Source organism: Streptomyces coffeae, from assembly GCF_016741875.1.
In the GTDB taxonomy this organism is placed as follows: Bacteria; Actinomycetota; Actinomycetes; order Streptomycetales; family Streptomycetaceae; genus Streptomyces; species Streptomyces coffeae.
On sequence record NZ_JAERRF010000018.1, the window covers coordinates 131,096 to 152,122 of the forward strand.

Here is a 21,027-nt window from a genome sequence, read left to right on the forward strand (position 1 = left end):
TAGCGTGACTCGGTGAATTTTTTAACCCGGTCACGTTTTTTGTGGAGGAGTGAATCTCCCCGGGGCAGACGTTCCAGGTCAGGCGTAGGGGGCAAGTCCCGAGCGGAGCATGGTGAAGGCGCGCTCGGCAGCGGCGACCGCGTCCGGCTGGACCCCCCAGGCGGGGGCTCCGGCCTCGATGCGACGCCAGTTCTCCTGCGCCAGAATCCGCTGGACGGCGATGATCTGACCCGCGGCCAGCCGCGCCGTGATGTCGTCCGGACCGCCCTCCGCCGGCTCCGCCTCCGCGAGGGCGCGCGCGAGCGCGTCCTCCGAGCGGCCGATGTACGCGAAGAGCCGGGCGACCAGACTGGGGGTGCCGTACAGCAGCCGGTGGAAGGCGAGGACATCCGCGTCGTCGTTGAGCCCGGTCACCGGGTCATGGCGCTCCAGCCCGGCCAGGAAATGACGCCGCAGCGCCTCCAGCGGCGACTCCCGCTCCGCCCGGTCGCGCACCACCCGGGCCGCCTCGTCCTCGTGGTCGGCAAAGCGGTGGAGCGCCAGGTCCTCCTTGGAGGCGAAGTAGCGGAACAGCGTGGGCTTGGACACCTCGGCCGCGGCCGCCACATCCGCGACGGACACCTCGTCGAACCCCCGCTGGAGAAACAACGAGATCGCCGTCTCGGAGATCGTCCGGTACATCCGCTGCTTCTTGCGCTCCCGCAGGCCCGTCTCACCGCTCATGGGTGAACCGTAGCCGCCGCGCCTCCCCGGCGGACGCGCGCCCGACGGGGAGGCACCCGGGTCATCAGGGGATCTCCACCCCGGCCTCGGCGGAGAGCCGGTCGATCTCGGCGAGTTCGGCGTCGGTGAAGCCGGGCGAGTCCAGCACGGCGACGTTCTGCTCGAGCTGCGCGACGGAGCTCGCGCCGATCAGCACCGAGACCACCCGCGGGTCCCGCAGCACCCATGCCAGCGCCATCTGGGCGAGGGATTGACCGCGCCCCTCGGCCATCTTGTCGAGCGCGCGCAGCAGGGTGAGGCGCTCCTCGGTGAGCGCGTCACGAGTGAGGAAGTGGCCGAGCGCCATCCGGGAGTCGGCGGGCACCCCCTTCAGATAGCGGTCGGTGAGCTGGCCCTGCGCGAGAGGCGAGAAGGCGATGACGCCGACGCCCGCGCGCGCCGCGGACTCCAGCACCCCGCCCTCGACCCCGCGCTGGAGCATCGAGTACGGATGCTGGTTGATCAGATACGGCGTGCGCAGCTCCTTCAGGATCGCGGCTGCCTCGGTGATCGCCTCCGGCGGGTAGTTGGACAGGCCCGCGTAGAGCGCCTTGCCCTGCCGTACCGCGCTGTCGAGCGCGCCCATCGTCTCCTCGAGGGGAGTGTCCGGGTCGAAGCGGTGGGAGTAGAAGACATCGACGTAGTCCAGGCCCATCCGGGACAGCGACTGGTCAAGGCTGGCGAGGAGGTACTTGCGCGAGCCCCATTCGCCGTACGGGCCAGGCCACATGAGGTATCCGGCCTTGGTCGCGATGAACAGCTCGTCGCGGTACGGACGGAAGTCCTGGGCGAATACGGTGCCGAAATTGGCCTCGGCACTGCCGGGCGGCGGGCCGTAGTTGTTGGCCAGGTCGATGTGGGTGACGCCGAGGTCCACGGCACGGCGCAGCACCGCACGCTGGTTCTCGAGCGGGTGGGTGTCGCCGAAGTTGTGCCACAGGCCGAGCGAGACCTTCGGCAGCAGCACTCCGCTGCGTCCGCAGCGCTGGTAGTGCATGGAGTCGTAGCGGTCGTCCGCGGCGAGATGGACCATGTGGCTCTTCCTTGTCCTCGACGGAGGTTCGGGGCGGGCGGGCCTCCCCGGGCGGAGCGGGGGCCGCCGGGCCGAGCCTGCCAGGTCTGCGCCGGGGCCGCGACATCACGCCCGGTGGATCCTCCGTATGTGTTCTCCGCCGCCGGCCTTCGTCGGCGTCGCGAGAAGGGCCGCACATGCAAGAGGCCAGCAGTGTGGGCATCACTGCCGGCGCTCGTCACGGCCTCAGGGTGCGCGATGAGGCCGGTCGCGGTACGGGGGGCGGTCAGACGAACGTCTGGCGCTGGAGCCAGAGGTCCCTGGCGATTCCGCTGCCCTGGAGGAAGACGTAGAGCAGATTCTCCTCGTTGAGGATGGGGACGCTGATGCCCGCGGAGCCGATCGACCCACCGAGCGACTGGAAGCTGGTGTAGGTCGGGTCGTTCTCGGTGGACTGGACGGCGACCCACAGGGCGTTGTCGGTGGCCTTGATGAACACGTTGATCCGGCCGTCCTGGCCCAGGCCGCAGGTGGGGCGCCAGACGATCTGGCCGCCGAGCTGGACCGGGGCGCCGAACGTGTCGTAGTTGTCGCTCTGACCCACCCGCCATACGGCGGCGTCGGATCCGCGGAAGAAGATCTGCACCCGCCCCGCCGCGTCCAGGCACACCGAGGGCCGGCTGGTGACGTTGTTGGAGGCCAGGGCGAAGGCCTCCCACGTGGTGGAGTTCTCGGCGGTCTGCTGGGTGGTGTAGAGGGTGTCGCCGACACCCTTGAAGGCCACCACGATCCGTCCCCCGCCGTCCAGGATGGGTGAGGGGGTGGAGCGGATGCTTCCGCCGAGGGAGACCGGTGCGGTGTAGGTCTCGTACAGCAGGTCCTGATTGCGGAGGGTCCACAGCGCTCCGTCGGTGCCGGGGAAGAACACCTGGATGCGGCCGTCGGCGTTGAGCACCGCGGCCGGGTCGTCCCCGATGCCGGTGACCAGCACCTGGGGCCCGCTGTAGCCGCCGTTGAGACTGGTCTGGGTGATGACCTCGAGGTTGTTGTTCGGGGTGCGGTAGAAGACCCGGATCTTGCCGTCCTTGCCGCGGATGGGGGCGGGGATGCCGTCGATCGACACACCGATGTACTGGAACCAGCCGAGCCAACTGCCGTCGCGGCCCTCGACCCTGCTCCACAGGGCGTTCGACCCGCCGCGGATGAAAACCTGCACCCGGTCGTCGGCGAACAGGACCGGGGCGGGCTCGGAGTGGATCCCGCCTTGCAGGTTGATCCAGGTGCCCCACACGGTTCCGGGTGTGGTGGATATGGACATGAGGAACCTCCCTCTTCTCGTGAGGCCTCTATGCGTGAGGCCACGAGAGCGCACAGGTGTGCGCGGATACACCGTCAGTGCCCGGGGAAAGCATGGCGAATGCCTGAAGAGGGGAAGATGCAAGGATATGACTGATTATTAGCAATGACACAGCTATATCGGATTGAGCCCTTTCTCTTTCTTATTGGACTGTCTCCTCAGGGCGAGAGAGGCTGATCGCATATCGCCTGGTGACCAGGAGGCCATGGTGCCCGACTCCCCCGCCGCGCTGTTCGTGATGGACCCCGTCCATCTCCCGAGGCTCTTTCCCGCGCCGCTGCTGGACCGTCTCACGGCGTCCGTGACGATCCCGCCCGCCGCCGCCGTCCGCCCGTCGGCGGTGACCGGTGCCGACCCGGCCGCCGTGGAGGTGCTGATCACAGGCTGGGGCTGTGAACCGCTGACCGCCGAGGTGCTCGACGGGCTTCCGAAGCTGCGCGCCGTGGTGCACGCCGCGGGCAGCGTCAAGGGACACATCACCCCCGCCTGCTGGGAGCGCGAGCTTCTGGTCTCCTCCGCCGCGGCGGCCAACGCCCTGCCCGTCGCCGAGTTCACCCTCGCCGCCATCCTGCTGGCCGGCAAGGACACCCTGCGGTTGCGCGCCCTGTACGCGACCGAACACCGCTTCCCCTCCCCCGCCCGGACCGCGCGCACCGGCAACTTCCGGCGCCGGGTGGGGATCGTGGGCGCCTCCCGGATCGGTCGCCGGGTGATCGAGCTGCTGCGCCCGTTCGATCTGGAAGTGTCGGTGTACGACCCGCATCTGGCACCGCCGGAGGCGGAGGCGCTCGGCGTACGCGCCCTGCCGCTGGACGAACTCGTGGCCAGCAGTGAGGTGTTGAGCCTGCACGCCCCGTCGCTGCCCGCCACCCGGCAGCTGCTCGACACCCGCAGGCTGGCCCTGATGCCGGACGGCGCCACGCTCATCAACACCGCGCGCGGCGCGCTGGTCGACACCGACGCCCTGGTGACCGAGCTGTCCACCGGCCGGATCTCGGCGGTCCTGGATGTCACCGAACCGGAGCCGCTGCCCGCCGGATCACCGCTGTTCACCCTGCCCAACGTCCTGCTCACCCCGCATATCGCGGGGGCGCTGGGCCATGAGCTGGAGCGGCTCGGTGCGGCGGTGACCGACGAGGTGGAGCGGCTGATGGCCGGGGCGCCACCGCTCCATCAGGTGCTCCGCACCGACCTCGACCGGATCGCCTAGCCGGGGAACCACCGCCTCGCCGTTGACCTTCCTCCCGGGGGAAGGCTCAGCATCGGCGATGACCGGGCGAACGCCCGGCTCGAGGAGGGTGGACATGGAGTTGCTGACGATCGGGTCATTCGCGCGAGCGGCGCGGCTGTCCGCCAAGGCGCTCCGCCGCTATGACGAGCTCGGGCTGCTGACGCCCGCCCGCGTCGATCCGTACTCCGGTTACCGCTTCTACGATCCGGCACAGCTGGAGCGGGCCCGGCTGGTGGTCTGGCTGCGGCGTCTGGGCATGCCGCTGGCCCGGATCCGGGCCGTATGCGAGCTGGAGCCCCGGGCCGCGGCCCGGGAGGTCCGGGCGTACTGGTCGCAGGTGGAGGCGGACACGGCGGCTCGGCGGGAACTGGCCGCCTTCCTCGAGGACCATCTGTCCGGGAAGGACACCGCGATGTCTTCTGTTCACAGCACCCTGGGAATCCGCTACGCCGTGCTCTCCGACACCGGCGCCGTCCGCGAGAGCAACGAGGACGTCGGTTACGCGGGTCCGCGGCTGCTCGCCGTGGCCGACGGCTTCGGCGGCGGACGGCACGCCGGCGAGGCGGCGATCGAGGCACTCAAACCACTGGAGGCGGAGGTGCCGGGCGGTCAACTGCTGAGCGCGCTGGAGGACGCGGCACGGCGGGTGCATGAGTCGGTCAACGAGCTCGCCGCGTCCGACCCGGCGCTGGCCGGGGTCGGGACGACGCTCACCGCACTGCTGTGGTCGGGCTCCGAGCTGGGTCTGGTCCACATCGGGGACTCCCGCGCCTACCTGCTGCGCGAGGGTGCGCTGTTCCAGATCACTCATGACCACACCCTGGTGCAGTCGATGATCGACGACGGGCGGCTCACCGAGGAGGAGGCCGCGTCGCACCCCCAGCGGGCACTGCTGCTGCGGGCCGTGCGCTGCGGATCGGACTTCGAACCGGACCTCGCGCTGCGGGACGCCCGGGACGGTGACCGCTATCTGCTGTGCTCGGACGGGCTGAGCGGGGTCGTGCCCCACGAGGAGATCCGGCACGTCCTCGTCGCGCAGTCCGATCCGGGGCGGGCGGTCAGGGAGCTGGTCGCGCTCGCCCAGCGGGCCGGCGGGCCGGACAACGTCACCTGTGTGGTGGCTCATGTGGCGGAGCAGCGCGCCCTGGCCCCGGCCTGAGCTGCCCGACTTCCCCTCCGCGGCCCAGCCGCCCTCCTCTGGGGCGGCTGAGCCGGCCCCCCCGGCCCTCGCCGGCCGGGGGCTGCTCGGCGGGGTGACCATGATCACGCCCCGTGGGACACGGCGGGTGGCCATGCACGGACGGCAGCGCGGGGACCGGAACTCGGCCGCCGCCCCACACGTTCCCCGTCCAGGGAAATGTGCCCGAGCGGCACCGGCGGACGGGAGGTGCCCCCGTGAGCACCGGATCCACGGATCGAGGGCCCGAAGACGACGCGGACGGCTGGGACGATGTCGTTCTCGACGAGGATTTTGTGCGCGGAGCGGAGGTCTCCGAGCCCGCCGCGCGGACCCGCATGCTGAGCGCGCGCTGGCGGCGCGGTGGGCCCGAGCCCCAGCCCTGGCGCGCGGACGAGCCTCCGGCCGGGTGGTTCTGGAGCAAGCGCCGCAGGTGGCGGCGGCGCCGCTAGCCGCGGAGCCGTTATCCGCTCGCAACGCACACGGCGGGTACAACTGGGCATCACCAATGGCAGGATGCGCCCATCACACTGATCACGTGTTCGGTGGGGTCGCCCCCGACCATGTCCGGAGGTGCCGTGTCCGCTCGCTCCACACTGTCCGTCACAGCCATAGCCGCCGCTACCGCCCTGCTGGCCGGGTGCACCAGTACCGCGTCGTCCGGGTCCGGCGGCTCGGACATCAGCCTGGTGCACTCCGGGAAGCTCACCACCTGCACCCACCTTCCGTACGCCCCCTTCCAGTCGAAGGAGGGCAAGAAGGTCGTCGGGTTCGATGTGGACCTGGTCGACTTCATCGCCTCGGCGCTGAAGGTGAAACAGGAGATCGTCGACACGCCCTTCGAGGGCATCCAGTCCGGTGAGGACCTCAACGCCAACAAGTGCGATGTCGCCGCCGCCGGAATGACCATCAACGAGGTGCGGGAGAAGAACCTCGACTTCTCCACCCCCTATTTCGAGGCCACCCAGGCCCTGGTGACCAAGAAGGGCAAGCCCTACTCCTCGCTCGCCGATCTCAAGGGCAAGAAGCTGGCCGTCCAGCAGGGAACCACCGGCGAGGCCTACGCCCAGAAGAATGCCAAGGGCGCTGAGCTGGTCCAGTTCGAGGACCTCGCGCTGCTGCTGACTGCTGTCAAGACCGGGCAGGTCGACGCGGGCGTCAATGACAACGGTGTGCTCTACGACTACGTCAAGGACAACCCCGACACCGAGGTCACCGCCGAGTTCAACACCGGAGAGCAGTACGGCATCGCCGTGCGCACGGGCAATGACGCCCTCCGCAAGAAGATCAACAAGGTGCTGAAGCAAGTGCGGTCGGACGGCAGGTACGACCGGATCTACAAGAAGTGGTTCGGCACCGCGCCCAAGAAGTCCGCCAGCTAGCCCGCCGCGAACTGACACCAGCGAACCGCCATAGGAGCTGAGGAGTCCGCACAGATATGGCAATGACCCGTCGGCAGCGGGCGCGGGCGATACGGGCGGTCCAGTACGCCGTGCTCTTCGCCGTGCTGCTCGCCTTCGTCCTGGCCGCGGACTGGGGTGAACTGCGCCGCGCGTTCTTCGACGCGGAGGTCGCCCGGTCCCTGTTCCCCGACGTCATCACCACGGCCCTGGTCAACACCGTCGTCTACACCCTGCTCGGATTCGGTTTCGGGCTGGTGCTGGGGCTGATGCTCGCGTTGATGCGGCTGTCCCAGGTGCCGCCCTACCGGTGGCTGTCGATCGCCTATATCGAGTTCTTCCGCGGGGTACCGGCACTGCTGGTCTTCATCGCGCTGGGCTTCGGTGTGCCGCTCGCCTTCCAGGTGGCCCTGGACCGCTACGTCACCGTGATGCTGGCGCTCGGGCTGGTCGGCGCCGCCTATATGGCGGAGACGATCCGCGCGGGCATCCAGGCGGTGCCCAAGGGGCAGATGGAGGCCGCGCGTTCACTGGGTATGTCCCACGGCCGGGCCATGGTCTCGATCATCATTCCGCAGGCGTTCCGGATCGTGCTGCCGCCGCTCACCAATGAGCTGATCCTGCTCACCAAGGACTCGTCCCTGGTCTATCTGCTCGGCCTCTCCCTGGACCAGTACGAACTGTCCAAGTTCGGCCGGGACGCGCTCAACCAGCACCGCAGCCTCACCCCGATCCTGGTGGCCGGGGTGTGCTACCTGGTCATCACCGTTCCGCTGGGACATCTGGTGCGGCGGCTCGAGGCCCGTACGGCGAAGGCGAGGTGAGCGCGATGAAGGAACAGAAGGGGCAGAACGAGACGCCACAGCCGGACGGTGTTGCCATCCGGGTCGAGAATCTGCACAAGTCCTTCGGGGAGCTGGAGGTGCTCAAGGGGATCGACCTCACGGTCCGGCGGGGTGAGGTGGTGTGTGTGATCGGCCCCTCCGGATCCGGCAAGTCGACCCTGCTGCGCTGTGTGAACCTCCTGGAGGAGCCCACCTCGGGCTCGGTGACCGTGGCCGGGGCGGAGGTCACCGATCCGGACGTGGACATCGACCGGGTGCGGCGCAAGATCGGCATGGTGTTCCAGGCGTTCAACCTCTTCCCGCACCTCACGGCGCTGGAGAACCTCACCATCGCCCAGCGGCGGGTGCTGCGGCGCGACAAGGCGGAGGCCCGGCGCATCGGCCGGGCCAATCTGGGACGGGTCGGTCTGACCGACAAGGAGGACGCCTATCCGGCACAGCTCTCCGGCGGGCAGCAGCAGCGGGTGGCCATCGCGCGGGCGCTGTCCATGGACCCGGAGCTGATGCTGTTCGACGAGCCGACCTCGGCCCTCGACCCGGAGCTGGTCGGCGATGTCCTCGCCGTCATGCGCGCGCTGGCCGACGAGGGGATGACGATGCTCGTGGTCACCCATGAGATGAGCTTCGCCCGGGAGGTCGCGGACCGGGTCGTCTTCATGGACGACGGGGTGATCGTGGAGGAGGGCGGTCCGGAGCAGGTGGTGGCCGCTCCACGCCATCCCCGCACCCGGACGTTCCTCAACCGGGTGCTGGACCCGGCGGCGGCCCATGTTGGGGAGGTACCGGACGGCGGGCCGCACGACGCCCGGATCGACCGCTGAGGAGCGCGGGGCCGCCACCCATCCCGTTGCGCGGCCCCGCCACGGCGCTGCCTGGCGCCAGATGGTCTTCCATCTGGCGCTGTGCGCTCCGGTCGAGCGTACGGCCGGCATCCAGTGGCTCACCCACGAGACCTTCCGCCTCCGGCCATGTCGCCGACCGGCCGGCCCCCGCCCTGGCCGGACCGCGCCTGATCCACCGGGCCGGGTGTTCTCCGCCAACGGGACCGCGGACGGAGGCCGCGCGCGGCGCCTCCTCGGCTGGACCACCGGCACCCACTGGAGGCTGACGCCGGCCATCGGATGACTCCCCCGCGCGGTCGCCACCACCGCGGGGCGCACCATGGCCGCGGTGCCGCGGTGTCCCCTTGACCAGCACTTCGAACGCTGATCGGATACCCGGACGGCCACTGGCGTACAGAACCTTCGGAGGTCCTGCCACGTGTTTGTCGATCTGCCGCTGGACCAGCTGCGCGCCTACCGTCCTCCGCTGCCCGAGCCCGAGGGTTTCGACGGCTTCTGGGAGCGCACGCTCGCCGAGGCGAACGCGGCGGACTTGGACGCGGTGTTCACGCCGTACGACGCGGGTCTGACGCGGGTGCACACCGATGACGCGGAGTTCTCCGGTTTCGGCGGGCACCGGATACGGGGGTGGCTGCTGGCGCCGCGGGACGCGGCGGGCCCGCTGCCGTGTGTGGTGCAGTACATCGGCTACAACGGCGGGCGCGGGCTGCCGCACAACTGGCTGCTGTGGCCGTCGGTGGGCTACGCGGTCTTCGTGATGGACACCCGTGGTCAGGGCTGGTCCCAGCAGAAGCCCGGCGCCACCCCGGATCCGGCGGGCGGCACCGGACCGGAGGCACCGGGCATGATGACCAAGGGAATCCTCTCCCCGGACGACTACTACTACCGGCGGCTCTACACCGACGCCGTACGCGCGGTGGCGGCGGCCCGGGCTCATCCGCTGGTGGACCCCGACCGGATCGTCGTCAGCGGCGACAGCCAGGGCGGCGGGATGGCGCTCGCCGCGGCTGGACTGGTGCCCGGTCTCGCCGGAGCACTGGTGGATGTGCCGTTCATGACGCACATCCGACGGGCGCTCGAGATCACCGACGCGGACCCCTACGGGGAACTGGCCCGGTTCTGTGCCGGTCAGCGCGATCTGGCGGACCAAGTGCTCAGCACACTCGACCACTTCGACGGGCTCAACTTCGCAGTCCGCGCCCAGGCGCCCGCGCTCTTCTCGACCGCGCTGCGTGATGAGATCACCCCGACGTCCTGCGGTTTCGCCGCGTACCACCACTACGCGGGCGAGAAGGAACTGAAGGTGTGGCCCTTCAACGGCCATGAGGGCGGCGGCACCCATCAGCAGGCAGCGCAGATCACCTTCCTGCGGCGGCTGCTCGGCTGAGCCGAGCACGGTGGCCCCGCGCGGGGAAGACAGTGGCCTATCCGTATCCGAAGGAGTCATCCGTGCCCGCACAGCCGCTGGACGGCATCACCGTCGTCGCCCTGGAACAGGCCGTCGCCGCCCCGTACGCCACCCGCCAGCTCGCCGATCTGGGCGCGCGGGTCATCAAGGTCGAGCGGCCGGGGCGGGGCGACTTCGCCCGTGACTACGACCGCGCGGTGAAGGGGGCCTCGGCCTACTTCGTCTGGACCAACCGCGGGAAGGAGAGCGTTGTCCTCGACATCAAGGAGGACGCCGACCGGGCCGTCCTCGACGCGCTGCTCGGCCGTGCGGACGTCTTCGTGCACAATCTGGCGCCCGGGGCGGTGGAACGGCTCGGTCTGGGGGCCCGGACGCTGCGGGCGCTGCATCCCCGTCTGATCACCTGTGCCATCTCCGGGTACGGCGACAGCGGGCCCTACCGGGACAAGAAGGCGTACGACCTGCTCATCCAGTGCGAGACGGGGCTGCTGTCGATCACCGGCAGTCCTGAGGAACCCGCCCGCCCCGGGATCTCGATCGCGGACATCGCGGGCGGAATGTACGCCTACAGCGGCATTCTCACCGCGCTGTACGAGCGAGAACGCACCGGTGAGGGGACGGACTTGAGTGTCAGTCTCCTGGACGCGCTGGGCGAGTGGATGGGGCATCCGTACTTCACCCAGGAGTACGGGGGGACGCCCCTCGCCCGCAGCGGCGCCCGCCACCCGTCGATCTCCCCGTACGGCGCCTACGCGTGCGGTGACGGCGCGCAGGTGTTCCTGAGTGTGCAGAGCGACCGCGAGTGGGTGGCCCTGTGCGAGCAGGTGCTGCGCCGCCCCGAGCTGGTCCGTGATCCGCGGTTCGCCGACAATCCGCTGCGCCGCGCCCATGACGAGAAGCTGACGGCCGAGCTGGAGGAGTGCTTTGCGGGGCATACCGCCGAGGGTCTGATCGCGCTGCTGGACGGGGCGGGTATCGCCAACGCCCGGCTGCGGGATGTCGCCGGGTTCGCCGCGCATCCGCAGCTGGCGGCCCGGGAGCGCTGGGGCGACTTCGACTCCCCCGTCGGACCGCTGCGGGGACTGCTGCCCCCGGTCGAGGTGGCGGGACGCCGGGCACCGATGCGGCCGGTGCCCGAACTCGGCGAGCACACGGAGGCGGTGCGCGCCGAGTTCATGTGAACACCCCGTCGCTAGAGGACCGGGGCGGGTGACAGCTGGGCGTCACGGCGCACCAGGGCGGCATAGCGGCCGTCCCGGGCCATCAGCTCCTGGTGGGTGCCACGCTCGGCGATCCGGCCGCCGTCGAGGACCACGATCTGGTCGGCGTCGCGCACGGTGGACAGCCGGTGGGCGATGGTGATGGTGGTGCGCCCGGCGGACAGGGCGTCGATGGCCTCCTGGACGGCCTGTTCGGTGCGGTTGTCCAGGGCGCTGGTGGCCTCGTCGAGGATCAGCACCGGCGGGTCGCGCAGAATCGTCCGGGCGATGGCGAGGCGCTGCTTCTCGCCGCCGGAGAACCGATAGCCCCGCTCGCCGACCAGGGTGTCGTACCCGTCGGGGAGGGATGCGATGTGGTCGTGGATCTGGGCGGCCTCGGCGGCGGCCACGAGTTGTTCATGGGTCGCGTCGGGCTTGGCGAAGCGCAGGTTGTCGGCGACCGAGGCGTGGAAGAGATAGGTCTCCTGGGAGACCACGCCGACCGCGCGGGCGAGGGTGTCGAAGTCGAGGTCCCGGACGTCGACTCCGTCGATCAGCACCCGGCCGCCGGTCACGTCGTACAGCCGGGGCACCAGATAGCTGAGGGTGGTCTTGCCGGAGCCGGTCGGGCCGACGACGGCCAGGCTGCCGCCCGCCGGAACGGTCAGCTCGATACCGCGCAGCGTCCCTCCGGCAGAGGCGGGGTCCTGGGTGTCGTAGTCGAAGTCGACGCCGTCGAAGCGGACTTCGCCGCGCACGCTCTCCAGCCGCCGGGGCTCGGCGGGTTCGGTGATGTCGATCGGCAGGTCGAGGTATTCGAAGATGCGGGCGAAGAGCGCGAGGGAGGTCTGCACCTGGACACCGGTGGACAGCAGGCTCACCGTGGGCCGGAACAGCCCCTGCTGGAGCGAGACGAAGGCGACGAGGGTGCCGATGGAGACCGACGGGCCGCCCGTCTGGAGGGTGACTCCGGCGGCCCAGTAGATGACGGCGGGCATGGCCGCCATCACGATGCCGATGGTGGACATCCGCCAGCGGCCCGCCATGCTGGAGCGCACCTCGAGGCCGACCAGGCGCTCGGACTCCCGGGAGAACTCCTCGGTGAGCGAGGCGGACCGGCCCATGGTGCGGCCGAGCAGGATGCCGCTCACCGACAGGGATTCGGTGACCATCGCGGACATCGCGGCCATCTGCTTCTGGCGCTGTGAGGTGATCTTCTTGCGCTCGGCGCCGACGCGGCGGCTGATCCAGACGAACAGCGGCAGCAGGAGCAGCGAGACCACGGTCAGCCGCCAGTCGAGGGCGAGCATGGCCACGACCGTGGCGACGACGCTGGTGAGGTTGGAGACCAGCGAGGTCGCGGTGGAGGTGACGGTGGCCTGCATCCCGCCGATGTCGTTGGCGATCCGGGACTGGACCTCGCCGGTACGGGTGCGGGTGAAGAAGGCCAGCGGCATGCGCTGGAGCCGGTCGTAGACGGCGGTGCGCAGATCGTGCATCACCCGCTGGCCGACGGTGGTGGAGATGAGGGTCTGGAGCACTCCGAAGCAGCTGTTGACGACGGCCGCGGCGATCATGCCGAGGGCCAGGAGGGTCAGCAGTCCGGTGCGGCGCTCGGGGATGGCGGTGTCGAGGACCTCACGCAGCAGGAAGGGCGAGGCCACCGAGACCAGCGCGGAGGCGGCGACGAGCAGACCGACCACGGCGAGACGGCTGCGGTAGGGGCGGAAGAGCCGGAGGATGCGCCGCACTTGGGCAGGGCGCTCCGGTTCGGCGGACGACGGGGTCCATGACGCATCGTCGTGGTGCATGGGCTCCTTCTGGTGGCAGGGGTCCGGCGGCGGAAGAGACCGCCGCCGGGGACCGGGCGGTCCGGTCGTGCGAAGCTACCGGAGCATAGCTCATTGTTACCTATGCTCACAATGAACCCGGTCCTGATAGACTGCCGATCATGCCCGAGCCCGAGACCTCCGGCCTCCTGGCGGAGCAGCTGCTGCGCCTGACCCGGAAGCTGCACCGCGCCCAGAAGCTCCATTTGGAGCCCCTGGGTATCACCCCCGCCCAGTCCCGGCTGCTGCGCACCGTCGCACACACCGACGAGCCCCCGCGGATGGCGGATCTGGCGCAGCGGCTGGAGGTGGTGCCACGTGCGGTGACCACGCTGGTGGACGCCCTGGAGGCACATGGCTCGGTGCGCCGGGTACCGGATCCGACCAATCGGCGGGTGGTGCGCGTCGAGCTGACGGACACCGGCCGCTCGACGCTCCGGGCACTGCACGACGCGCGCCGGGCGGCCGCCGAGGACATCCTGGCGCCGCTCAGCCCTGAGCAGCGGGAGGTCCTCGGCGGACTGCTGGACACCCTCTCCACCGCTCACGGCCGCCACTGCTGAGGCCGCGTACGGCCGCCATCGCTCAAGCCGCCTCACGGCCGCCCCCTCCCGCGACACCGTACGCGCCCCGCGTACGTCGGGCGCGTACGCGGGGCGCGTGGGCGGCGGGCGGGAGCCGGCGGGCGTTCAGCCCTTGGCGCCGGTGTGCAGCGCCAGTGCGCTCTTGGCCGGAAGGGTGGTGCGCACCGTGCCGTCGTCGGCGACCGTCACCGTATGGCCGTCGCAGTGGTCCGGCGCCGCCTTGGCCACATTGCAGTAGGTACCGGCGGGAAGCGAGGTGCGGAAGGCCTCGCTCAGCTCGCCGTCGCCGTTGTTGAGGGCGACGAAGCCCTTGTCGCCACGACTGAAGGCGAGGGCGCTCCCGCCGTTGTCCCACCAGTCCTTCAGCTCGGCACCGGCGACCTGGTTGTGGAAGCCGACCATGCCGGTGATATCGGCCCTGGCGTGGGTGCAGGTCCAGCCGCTGCCGTTGCCGCAGCTTGCCGCGCCGCCCGAGGGCGGGCCCGCTTCCTTGTCGGTCCACTCGTAGCCGGAGTACACATTCGGCGAACCGTAGGGCGAGGCGAGCATGAAGACGTTGGCAAGGGTGTAGGACGCGCCGTCCTTGTAGGTGAGGGTCGAGCCATTGCGTTCGGTGTCCCAGTTGTCGACGAAGGTCCGGGCCTTGTCGCCGCTCAGCTTGCCGTCGGCCACCGACTTCAGCTGGGCGATGTTCCCGCCCTGGAACGCGCTCTTGAGGTGGCCGCCGTAGCGGAACTCGTCGACGTCGCCGATACCGGTGTACTCCTCGGGCGAAACGGCCTCGCCCGCACCGTGGATGACCTCCGAGACCCACATGCCCGGGTCTGACATCTTGCCCTTGATGGCGGCCAGGTCATCGGCGGCCATGTGCTTGGCGGCGTCGATGCGGAATCCATCCACGCCCAGCGAGCGGAGGTCGCTGAGGTAGCCGGCGATGGCGCCGCGGACGTCGTCGCTGCCGGTGTCGAGGTCGGCGAGGCCGACGAGTTCGCAGTTCTGGACGTCGCCGCGGTTGCCGTAGTCGGTGATGTCCTTGCGGCAGCCGTGGAAGTCCCGGTCCTGATACGTGCCCGGGTAGGTGTACTTGGCGTACGACGTACCGCCGGTTCCGGTGCCCGAACCGGACGACATGTGGTTGATGACCGCGTCAGCGATCACCTTCACACCCGACTGGTGACACGCGTCCACCATGTTCCTGAAGGCGTCCCGGTCGCCGAGCCGCCCGGCGATCCGGTAGCTGACGGGCTGGTACGAGGTCCACCACTGTCCGCCCTGGATGTGCTCGGAGGCGGGCGAGACCTCCACATAGCCGTAACCGGCAGGGCCCAGCGAGTCCTTGCACGCCTGCGCGACCGCGTCGTACTTCCACTCGAAGAGGGTGGCGGTGACCGTCTTGTCGCCCGGCGGGGTGGCCTGGGAGGGCCAGGGGACGACGGTGGCGACGGCGGCTGCGGTGAGCAGCCCGGCCAGCGCTCCGCCCAGCAGACGGGACCGGTGTCGCATAAAGCGGCTCCTTCGGAATCCGGGCACCGAAGTGCCCACGAAGGCAGCCACGCGCCAGGCCACCGTGGGGGGAAGTGGAACTGCCGCACCGAGGGCGGTGGTTCCGGACGGCAGCCTGCCGGGCTGGCGCTGAACACGTCAAGACATGACGCAAAGGTTTCCAGTCACTTGCAGAAACATTTTGCGCAGGTGACGTACCTGTGTACGCACATCTGTCGTGAGCGACGGGACATATGTCGTGACGTCAGACGGACGGAGTCTCAGTCGGCCAGATGCGCCCTGTCCCCCATGACCACCACCGGGTGCTGCTTGGGGTCGAGGTTCTTCAGCAGATACTCCATGCCGGACTTGGAGAGACTGACGCATCCCGAGGTACCGCTGCCGTGGTCCATGTGCAGCCAGATGGACCCGCCCTTGCTCTGCCCTTCGGGCCGCGTCGGGTCCAGCGGTGAGGCGCCCTTGACGCGGTTGTAGTCAATCGCGATGACGTAGTTGAAGTCGGTCCAGTGGGACTTGGGCCAGGAGTGGGGCGCGGCAAAGGAGTTCGACGCGGTGTACGGCAGCCGGGCGCCGGGGTCGGGCAGCACCCCGCCCGCGTCGCTGAGCGTGTAGACGCCCACCGGACTGCGCTTGTCGCCCTCGTGATGGCTGGTCGTCCAGCCTCGCTTGCCGTTGTGCGCCGCCCAACTGCGGGTGCGCTCCCAGGACTTGCCCTGCTTGGTGTAAAGCACGACGGTGGAGTCCGCGGAGTTCACCCCTTTGCCGTAGACCGCGACGACCTGGCGGGCGTTCGCCGGGATCCGGGACTGGAGGGTGTCGCCGACCTTCGGGATACGGGTGGGGTCCGGCGTGGACGCTCCGCCTTGCGGCGCCTGCTTCTTGCCCTCATCACCGCCCTTGTTGCCACCGCTGTCACCGCCACCGCCGCAGGCTGTGAGGAGGAGCAGCGCGGCGGCGGTCGCGGCCGCCGTACGCATGGACATCGTGCCGGACATTCGCATGTTTCCCATGGTCCCATCCCGACGCTGAAGCACCGCACGCGGAGTGGCGTGTTCCCTGCTCCTTGAGGAAAAACCAGTTGAATTCGTACCCCTCGGGGGGCGACTCTGGCTCGTCTTTCCGCCCGTTTCCGCCCGCCCGCGCACTGCCCGAGACCTGGGACCCCATGCACATTCGCGATCTTCCGTACACCGACCCCGGCAGGCCCGACGTACGGTCAGGTCCCCGGTTTCTCCTCTGGCTGGGCAGGAACCAGCTGGGCGGGCAGATCAAGGCCGCGCTGTGGGGGCTGCTCCACATGGCGGCCCTGGTGTGCTTCCCGGTGGCCATCGGCTTAGGAGTGCAGGCGGTGGTGGACCGCTCCGGTGGGCGACTCGCGCTGGCCGGGGCGCTGATGGTGGGGCTGACCGTGCTCACCGCGCTCGGGGACGCGATGCTGCACCGCGCGGCCGTCACCAACTGGATCACGGCGGCGGCGCGGGTCCAGCAGCTGCTGGCCCGCAAGGCGGTGGAACTGGGCTCGACGCTGACCCGGCGTGTGGCGGCGGGCGAGGTGGTGGCCGTGTCCACCGGCGATGTCGAGAAGATCGGCTGGTTCGTGGAGGCGCTGTCCCGCTTCACCGCGGCCGCGATCACCACGATCGGGGTGTGTGTGGCCCTGGTGATCTACCAGCCGGCGCTGGGTGTGATGGTGGCCCTCGGGGTGCCGGCCCTGGCGCTGGCCGTGCTGCCGCTGCTGCCGCCCGCGGCCCGTCGGGCCGATGAGCAGCGGGAGAAGGCCGGGTGGGCGACGGAGCTCGCCTCGGACACCGTGGCCGGGCTGCGGGTGCTGCGCGGTATCGGCGGCGAGGAGCTGTTCCTCGGCCGCTACCGGCGCGCATCGCAGGAGGTGCGGGTCGCGGCGGTGCGCAGCGCGCGGATGTGGGCGCTGATCGCGGCCGTCCAGGTGGCACTGCCGGGGCTGCTGCTGATCGGTGTCGTCTGGTATGGGGCGGCACTGGCCCAGGACGGGCGGATCGCCGTGGGCGAGCTGGTCACCGTCTACAGCGCGGTCACCTTCCTGCTCTTCCCACTGCGCCACTTCGAGGAGATCGCCATGGCGTACTCCTTCTCCCGGCCGTCCGCGCGGCGCGCGGCGCGGGTGCTGGCGCTGGAGCGCCCCTCACCAGCTCCTCGCGGCGACGCCGACGGCACGCCCGGCGGTGGAAGCGGGGACGGCGACGGGGCCGACGGGGCGGCAGCACTCGGTGGCGATCTGTACGACCCGGCGAGCGGCATGCTCGCATCGGCCGGGCGGCTGACCGCGGTGGTCTGCGGTGACCCGGACGCGGCGGGGCGGCTGGCCGACCGGCTGGGCGGACATCCCCCGGAGCACGGCACGGACGCCGACGGCTCCGGCCGGGCGCCGTCGGCGCTGCTCGGCGGAGTCGCACTGGACGAGCTGCCGCTGGCCGCGGCGCGCGGCGCGGTGCTGGTGCAGGACAAGGACCCGGTACTGCTGTCGGGAACGCTGACCGAGCTGCTCGATGTACCGCGGTCGGGCCGGGTCACCGCGGAGCAGGCACTGGACGCGGCCCAGTGCGGCGATGTGCTGGAGGCGCTGGCACAGGCGTCCCTCGACGAGGCAGGCGAGGCGGACGCGCTGCGCACACGGATCACCGAGCGCGGCCGATCGCTGTCGGGCGGCCAACGGCAGCGGCTGGCACTGGCCCGTTCGCTGGTGACCGACCCGGAGGTGCTGGTGCTCGACGAGCCCACCTCCGCCGTGGACTCGCATACCGAGGCGCGGATCGCGCAGGGGGTGCGACGGCTACGGGAAGGGCGGACGACGGTCGTCCTCACCTCCAGCCCGCTGCTGCTGGACCGGGCCGATCGGGTGGTCTTCGTGCACGACGGCGAGGTGGCCGGGGTGGGCACCCATCGGGAGCTGCTGAAGAGTGACCCCGCGTACCGCGCGGTCGTCACCCGTGAGCCGGACGACGAGCCCTGCGGCAGGACGGCGCCGCCGGACGGGCCGGACGGTACGGAGCGGCTGACGGGTGCCGAGCCGTTGAACGGCACGGCACCACAGGACGGTGCAACGCCGGACGGCAGCGGACTCGTGGACATCGACCGCATCGAGGAACAGATCGAGGAGTCGGCATGATCGGCGTGGCACCCCCCGGCTACGACCCGGCCGCGCCGGAGTCGGCGACGACCCTGCCCGTCGGCACACCCACGACCGTCCGGGCCTATCTGCGCGAGCTGCTGCGGCGGCATCGCCGGGCGTTCATTGTGCTGATGGTGGTGAACGCCACCGCCGTGCTCGCCTCGATGGTCGGCCCGCATCTGCTCGGCGGTCTGGTCGAGGATCTCTCGGAGGGCCGGGACGATCCGCCCATCGGGCGCACGATCGCACTGTTCGCGGCGGCGCTGGCGGTGCAGACCGTATTCGTGCGGATGGTGCGGCTGCGCGGCGCGGTGCTGGGCGAACAGATGCTCGCGGATCTGCGGGAGGACTTCCTCGTACGATCGGTGGGTCTGCCGCCGGGTGTGCTGGAGCGGGCCGGGACCGGTGATCTGCTCTCCCGGATCACCACCGATATCGACCGGCTGGCGAACGCGATGCGCGAGGCCGTACCGCAGCTGACCATCGGTGTGGTGTGGACCGGGCTGCTGCTGGGCGCCCTGACCGTGACCGCCCCGCCGCTGGGGCTGGCCGTGCTGGTCGCGCTTCCGGTGCTGGTGGTCGGCTGTCGCTGGTACTACCGCCGGGCGCCGAGCGCCTACCGCTCGGAGGCCGCCGGATACGCGGCGGTCTCCGCGTCCCTCACCGAGACCGTGGATGCCGGGCGCACCATCGAGTCCCACCGGCTGGGCGACCGGCGGATCGCCCAGTCCGAACTGCGTATCCAGCGATGGACCGCGTGGGAGCGGTACACGCTCTGGCTGCGGTCGGTGCTGTTCCCCGTGATCAATGTGACCTACACGCTGATCACCGGATCGGTGCTGATGATCGGCGGCGTCTGTGTGATGCGGGGCTGGATGTCCATCGGGGAGCTGACGACTGGGGCGCTGCTGTCGCAGATGCTGGTCGAACCGATCGGGCTGATCCTGCGCTGGTACGACGAGCTCCAGGTGGCCCAGGTGTCGCTGGCCCGGCTGGTGGGGGTGCGGGAGATCGAGCAGGGTCCCGGGGACGGCGGTGTGACGCCGGAGGGCCGGGATGTGCGGGCCGACGAGGTGCGCTTCGGCTACCGGGCGGGCAGCGATGTACTGCACGGGGTGTCCATGAAGGTGCGGCCGGGGACCCGGCTGGCGCTGGTGGGGCCGTCCGGGGCGGGCAAGTCCACGCTGGGACGGCTGCTCGCCGGGATCTACGCGCCCCGGGCGGGCGAGGTGACCCTGGGCGGTGCGGAGCTGGCGCGGATGCCCGCGGAGCGGGTGCGTGAGCATGTGGCTCTGGTCAACCAGGAGCACCATGTCTTCGTGGGCTCGCTGCGGGACAACCTGCTGCTGGCCCGCACCTCCGCACAGGACGCGGAACTGTGGGCGGCGCTGGGCGCGGTGGACGCCGACGGCTGGGCAGGCGCGCTGGAGGACGGCCTGGACACCGAGGTGGGCTCGGGCGGGCTGGCGCTGACCCCGGCGCAGGCGCAGCAGATCGCACTGGCCCGGCTGGTGCTCGCCGATCCGCACACCCTGGTGCTGGACGAGGCGACCTCGCTGCTGGATCCGCGGGCGGCCCGCCATCTGGAGCGCTCGCTGGGTCGGGTGCTGGAGGGCCGGACCGTGGTCGCCATCGCCCACCGGCTGCACACCGCACATGACGCGGATGTCATCGCTGTGGTCGAGGCGGGTCGCATCAGCGAACTCGGCAGTCACGACGAACTCGTCGCGGCGGACGGGGCGTACGCGGCGCTGTGGCGCTCCTGGCACCAGTGAGTCCCCGGTGCGGATGAGCGGCGGCTGACCACCCCGGCCCGGGTCCATCCGGACCGGGGTGGTCGGATCCGCATGCGGGGCGCTCGGATCCGGAATCGGGGCGGTCGGTACCGGGGCGGCCGGTACCGGGGTGGTCAGATGATGCCGAAGGCGCCCAGTCCGCCCACGCCGCCGAGCACCATGAAGACCGGCATCAGCACCTTCAACTCGACCCAGCTGCCCGCCCGGAAGCGCATCCCTTTCGGCGGGCCGAGCGGGTACCAGCGCTTGCGGCCGATCGGGATGGGCCACAGGATCGGGCAGCCGGAGACGGTCAGGGCGTCGCCGATGTCGTGCACCAGGGCGCCGAGGACGATCGGCAGTCCCAGCCAGAGGTACTCCTGACCGGGCGCGGTGAACAGCCAGTCCGCACCATTGCCCGGTTTGTTCAGAATATCCGCGAGGATCCAGGCACTTGTCGCGCCGAGCAGCCAGACCAGGACATCGCTGGAGACCCGGGCCGCCCGCCACAGCAGCCCCTCGACGGCCAGCACCATATGGACGAAGAGGATACCGAGCACGGCCCAGCGGCCGCCGACCATGGCGAGCACCGAGGCACCGGCTCCGATGAGGACGGCCCAGACCCAGGTGTGGGTGAGGGTGCGGTGCCCTCCCGTGCGACGGGGGTCGCCGGGCTTCCTGGTCGCCTTGTAGACGGAGTGCGAGATCTTGTCGATCATTTCGCACAGGCCCCGGGAGATCGGCCCGAAGGCGCGGGATATCGTCGCCGCCTTGTGGTCGAGGTCGGGGGCGAGCGCCGCTCCGGCGCAGATCAGCGCGCCGACGACCAGCACCGGCCAGGGCATCTCGTGGCCGGCCGCCGCGGCGGCCGCCCCCACCCCCAGCCAGGCCGCGGCTCCGGACAGCGAATGCGCCGGTCCCATCATGGTCGTACCCCGCCCCTGTTCGTGCCCGC

The 21,027-nt window shown here is 70.6% G+C and carries 18 protein-coding genes; 11 read left to right on the forward strand and 7 right to left on the reverse strand.

Annotated features, from left to right (window positions below; translation table 11 throughout):
• Nucleotides 1-78: 78 nt before the first annotated feature.
• From JK363_RS27405 to JK363_RS27415, 3 genes are all read right to left on the reverse strand, one after another.
• Entirely contained in the window at nt 79-723 is a 645-nt protein-coding gene (locus JK363_RS27405) for a TetR/AcrR family transcriptional regulator (RefSeq protein WP_201878174.1), read from the reverse strand.
• Between the two features lie 64 nt (nt 724-787).
• Complete coding sequence (locus JK363_RS27410; RefSeq protein ID WP_201878181.1) at nt 788-1,795, reverse strand: aldo/keto reductase; 1,008 nt, start codon at nt 1,793-1,795, stop codon at nt 788-790.
• Between the two features lie 265 nt (nt 1,796-2,060).
• Nucleotides 2,061-3,092 (reverse strand): PLL family lectin, encoded by a 1,032-nt coding sequence (locus JK363_RS27415; protein ID WP_201878183.1) that lies wholly within the window; start codon nt 3,090-3,092, stop codon nt 2,061-2,063.
• Between the two features lie 244 nt (nt 3,093-3,336).
• Here JK363_RS27415 and JK363_RS27420 point away from each other — a divergent pair, with 244 nt between their 5' ends.
• The 8 genes from JK363_RS27420 (at nt 3,337) to JK363_RS27455 (ending at nt 11,215) form a co-directional block, all read left to right on the forward strand.
• Complete coding sequence (locus tag JK363_RS27420) at nt 3,337-4,341, forward strand: hydroxyacid dehydrogenase (protein WP_201878185.1); 1,005 nt, start codon at nt 3,337-3,339, stop codon at nt 4,339-4,341.
• A 94-nt stretch (nt 4,342-4,435) separates the two neighbouring features.
• Nucleotides 4,436-5,521, forward strand: coding sequence for a MerR family transcriptional regulator (locus tag JK363_RS27425; RefSeq protein ID WP_201878191.1), 1,086 nt, complete (start codon nt 4,436-4,438; stop codon nt 5,519-5,521).
• A 236-nt stretch (nt 5,522-5,757) separates the two neighbouring features.
• Nucleotides 5,758-5,991, forward strand: coding sequence for an SGM_3592 family protein (locus tag JK363_RS27430; protein WP_201878193.1), 234 nt, complete (start codon nt 5,758-5,760; stop codon nt 5,989-5,991).
• Nucleotides 5,992-6,117: 126 nt separating this feature from the next.
• A complete protein-coding gene (locus JK363_RS27435; protein ID WP_201878195.1) occupies nt 6,118-6,921 on the forward strand; it encodes an ABC transporter substrate-binding protein in 804 nt (267 codons plus the stop codon).
• Nucleotides 6,922-6,977: 56 nt separating this feature from the next.
• On the forward strand, nt 6,978-7,763 hold the full coding sequence (locus JK363_RS27440) for an amino acid ABC transporter permease (protein ID WP_201878198.1): 786 nt from the start codon (nt 6,978-6,980) through the stop codon (nt 7,761-7,763).
• A 5-nt stretch (nt 7,764-7,768) separates the two neighbouring features.
• A complete protein-coding gene (locus tag JK363_RS27445) occupies nt 7,769-8,605 on the forward strand; it encodes an amino acid ABC transporter ATP-binding protein (RefSeq protein WP_201878199.1) in 837 nt (278 codons plus the stop codon).
• A gap of 439 nt (nt 8,606-9,044) precedes the next feature.
• Nucleotides 9,045-10,013, forward strand: coding sequence for an acetylxylan esterase (locus JK363_RS27450; RefSeq protein ID WP_201878201.1), 969 nt, complete (start codon nt 9,045-9,047; stop codon nt 10,011-10,013).
• 62 nt (nt 10,014-10,075) lie between these two features.
• On the forward strand, nt 10,076-11,215 hold the full coding sequence (locus JK363_RS27455) for a CaiB/BaiF CoA transferase family protein (RefSeq protein WP_201878203.1): 1,140 nt from the start codon (nt 10,076-10,078) through the stop codon (nt 11,213-11,215).
• A gap of 11 nt (nt 11,216-11,226) precedes the next feature.
• On the opposite strand, the gene JK363_RS27460 is transcribed toward JK363_RS27455, so the two are convergent.
• On the reverse strand, nt 11,227-13,044 hold the full coding sequence (locus JK363_RS27460) for an ABC transporter ATP-binding protein (protein WP_201878205.1): 1,818 nt from the start codon (nt 13,042-13,044) through the stop codon (nt 11,227-11,229).
• 140 nt (nt 13,045-13,184) lie between these two features.
• Here JK363_RS27460 and JK363_RS27465 point away from each other — a divergent pair, with 140 nt between their 5' ends.
• Entirely contained in the window at nt 13,185-13,625 is a 441-nt protein-coding gene (locus tag JK363_RS27465; protein WP_201878207.1) for a MarR family winged helix-turn-helix transcriptional regulator, read from the forward strand.
• A 126-nt stretch (nt 13,626-13,751) separates the two neighbouring features.
• On the opposite strand, the gene JK363_RS27470 is transcribed toward JK363_RS27465, so the two are convergent.
• Together JK363_RS27470 and JK363_RS27475 are read right to left on the reverse strand one after the other, a co-directional pair.
• Nucleotides 13,752-15,149 carry an alpha-amylase gene (locus tag JK363_RS27470; RefSeq protein WP_201878209.1) on the reverse strand — a complete coding sequence of 466 codons (1,398 nt, stop codon included), beginning with the start codon at nt 15,147-15,149 and terminating at the stop codon, nt 13,752-13,754.
• A 260-nt stretch (nt 15,150-15,409) separates the two neighbouring features.
• The gene (locus JK363_RS27475) at nt 15,410-16,150 is read right to left on the reverse strand and encodes a L,D-transpeptidase family protein (protein ID WP_236076140.1); all 741 of its coding nucleotides are present in this window, start codon (nt 16,148-16,150) and stop codon (nt 15,410-15,412) included.
• A 164-nt stretch (nt 16,151-16,314) separates the two neighbouring features.
• Between JK363_RS27475 and JK363_RS27480 the strand changes: the two genes are divergently transcribed.
• Both JK363_RS27480 and JK363_RS27485 read left to right on the forward strand, forming a co-directional pair.
• Nucleotides 16,315-18,294 carry an ABC transporter transmembrane domain-containing protein gene (locus JK363_RS27480; RefSeq protein ID WP_201878211.1) on the forward strand — a complete coding sequence of 660 codons (1,980 nt, stop codon included), beginning with the start codon at nt 16,315-16,317 and terminating at the stop codon, nt 18,292-18,294.
• Entirely contained in the window at nt 18,291-20,072 is a 1,782-nt protein-coding gene (locus tag JK363_RS27485; protein ID WP_201878213.1) for an ABC transporter ATP-binding protein, read from the forward strand. Before JK363_RS27480 ends, JK363_RS27485 begins: the two co-directional genes overlap by 4 nt.
• A gap of 134 nt (nt 20,073-20,206) precedes the next feature.
• Here JK363_RS27485 and JK363_RS27490 read toward each other — a convergent pair whose 3' ends face one another.
• Nucleotides 20,207-20,998 (reverse strand): metal-dependent hydrolase, encoded by a 792-nt coding sequence (locus tag JK363_RS27490; RefSeq protein ID WP_201878215.1) that lies wholly within the window; start codon nt 20,996-20,998, stop codon nt 20,207-20,209.
• Nucleotides 20,999-21,027 lie beyond the last annotated feature (29 nt).

Bases quoted from the DNA above. Each gene is read 5' to 3' on its own strand.
- JK363_RS27420 (WP_201878185.1), top strand. From the start codon at position 3,337: ATGGTGCCCGACTCCCCCGCCGCGCTGTTCGTGATGGACCCCGTCCAT.
- JK363_RS27475 (WP_236076140.1), bottom strand. From the start codon at position 16,150: ATGCGAATGTCCGGCACGATGTCCATGCGTACGGCGGCCGCGACCGCC.
- JK363_RS27410 (WP_201878181.1), bottom strand. From the start codon at position 1,795: ATGGTCCATCTCGCCGCGGACGACCGCTACGACTCCATGCACTACCAG.
- JK363_RS27490 (WP_201878215.1), bottom strand. From the start codon at position 20,998: ATGATGGGACCGGCGCATTCGCTGTCCGGAGCCGCGGCCTGGCTGGGG.
- JK363_RS27425 (WP_201878191.1), top strand. From the start codon at position 4,436: ATGGAGTTGCTGACGATCGGGTCATTCGCGCGAGCGGCGCGGCTGTCC.
- JK363_RS27470 (WP_201878209.1), bottom strand. From the start codon at position 15,149: ATGCGACACCGGTCCCGTCTGCTGGGCGGAGCGCTGGCCGGGCTGCTC.
- JK363_RS27460 (WP_201878205.1), bottom strand. From the start codon at position 13,044: ATGCACCACGACGATGCGTCATGGACCCCGTCGTCCGCCGAACCGGAG.
- JK363_RS27485 (WP_201878213.1), top strand. From the start codon at position 18,291: ATGATCGGCGTGGCACCCCCCGGCTACGACCCGGCCGCGCCGGAGTCG.
- JK363_RS27445 (WP_201878199.1), top strand. From the start codon at position 7,769: ATGAAGGAACAGAAGGGGCAGAACGAGACGCCACAGCCGGACGGTGTT.
- JK363_RS27480 (WP_201878211.1), top strand. From the start codon at position 16,315: ATGCACATTCGCGATCTTCCGTACACCGACCCCGGCAGGCCCGACGTA.
- JK363_RS27465 (WP_201878207.1), top strand. From the start codon at position 13,185: ATGCCCGAGCCCGAGACCTCCGGCCTCCTGGCGGAGCAGCTGCTGCGC.
- JK363_RS27415 (WP_201878183.1), bottom strand. From the start codon at position 3,092: ATGTCCATATCCACCACACCCGGAACCGTGTGGGGCACCTGGATCAAC.
- JK363_RS27405 (WP_201878174.1), bottom strand. From the start codon at position 723: ATGAGCGGTGAGACGGGCCTGCGGGAGCGCAAGAAGCAGCGGATGTAC.
- JK363_RS27440 (WP_201878198.1), top strand. From the start codon at position 6,978: ATGGCAATGACCCGTCGGCAGCGGGCGCGGGCGATACGGGCGGTCCAG.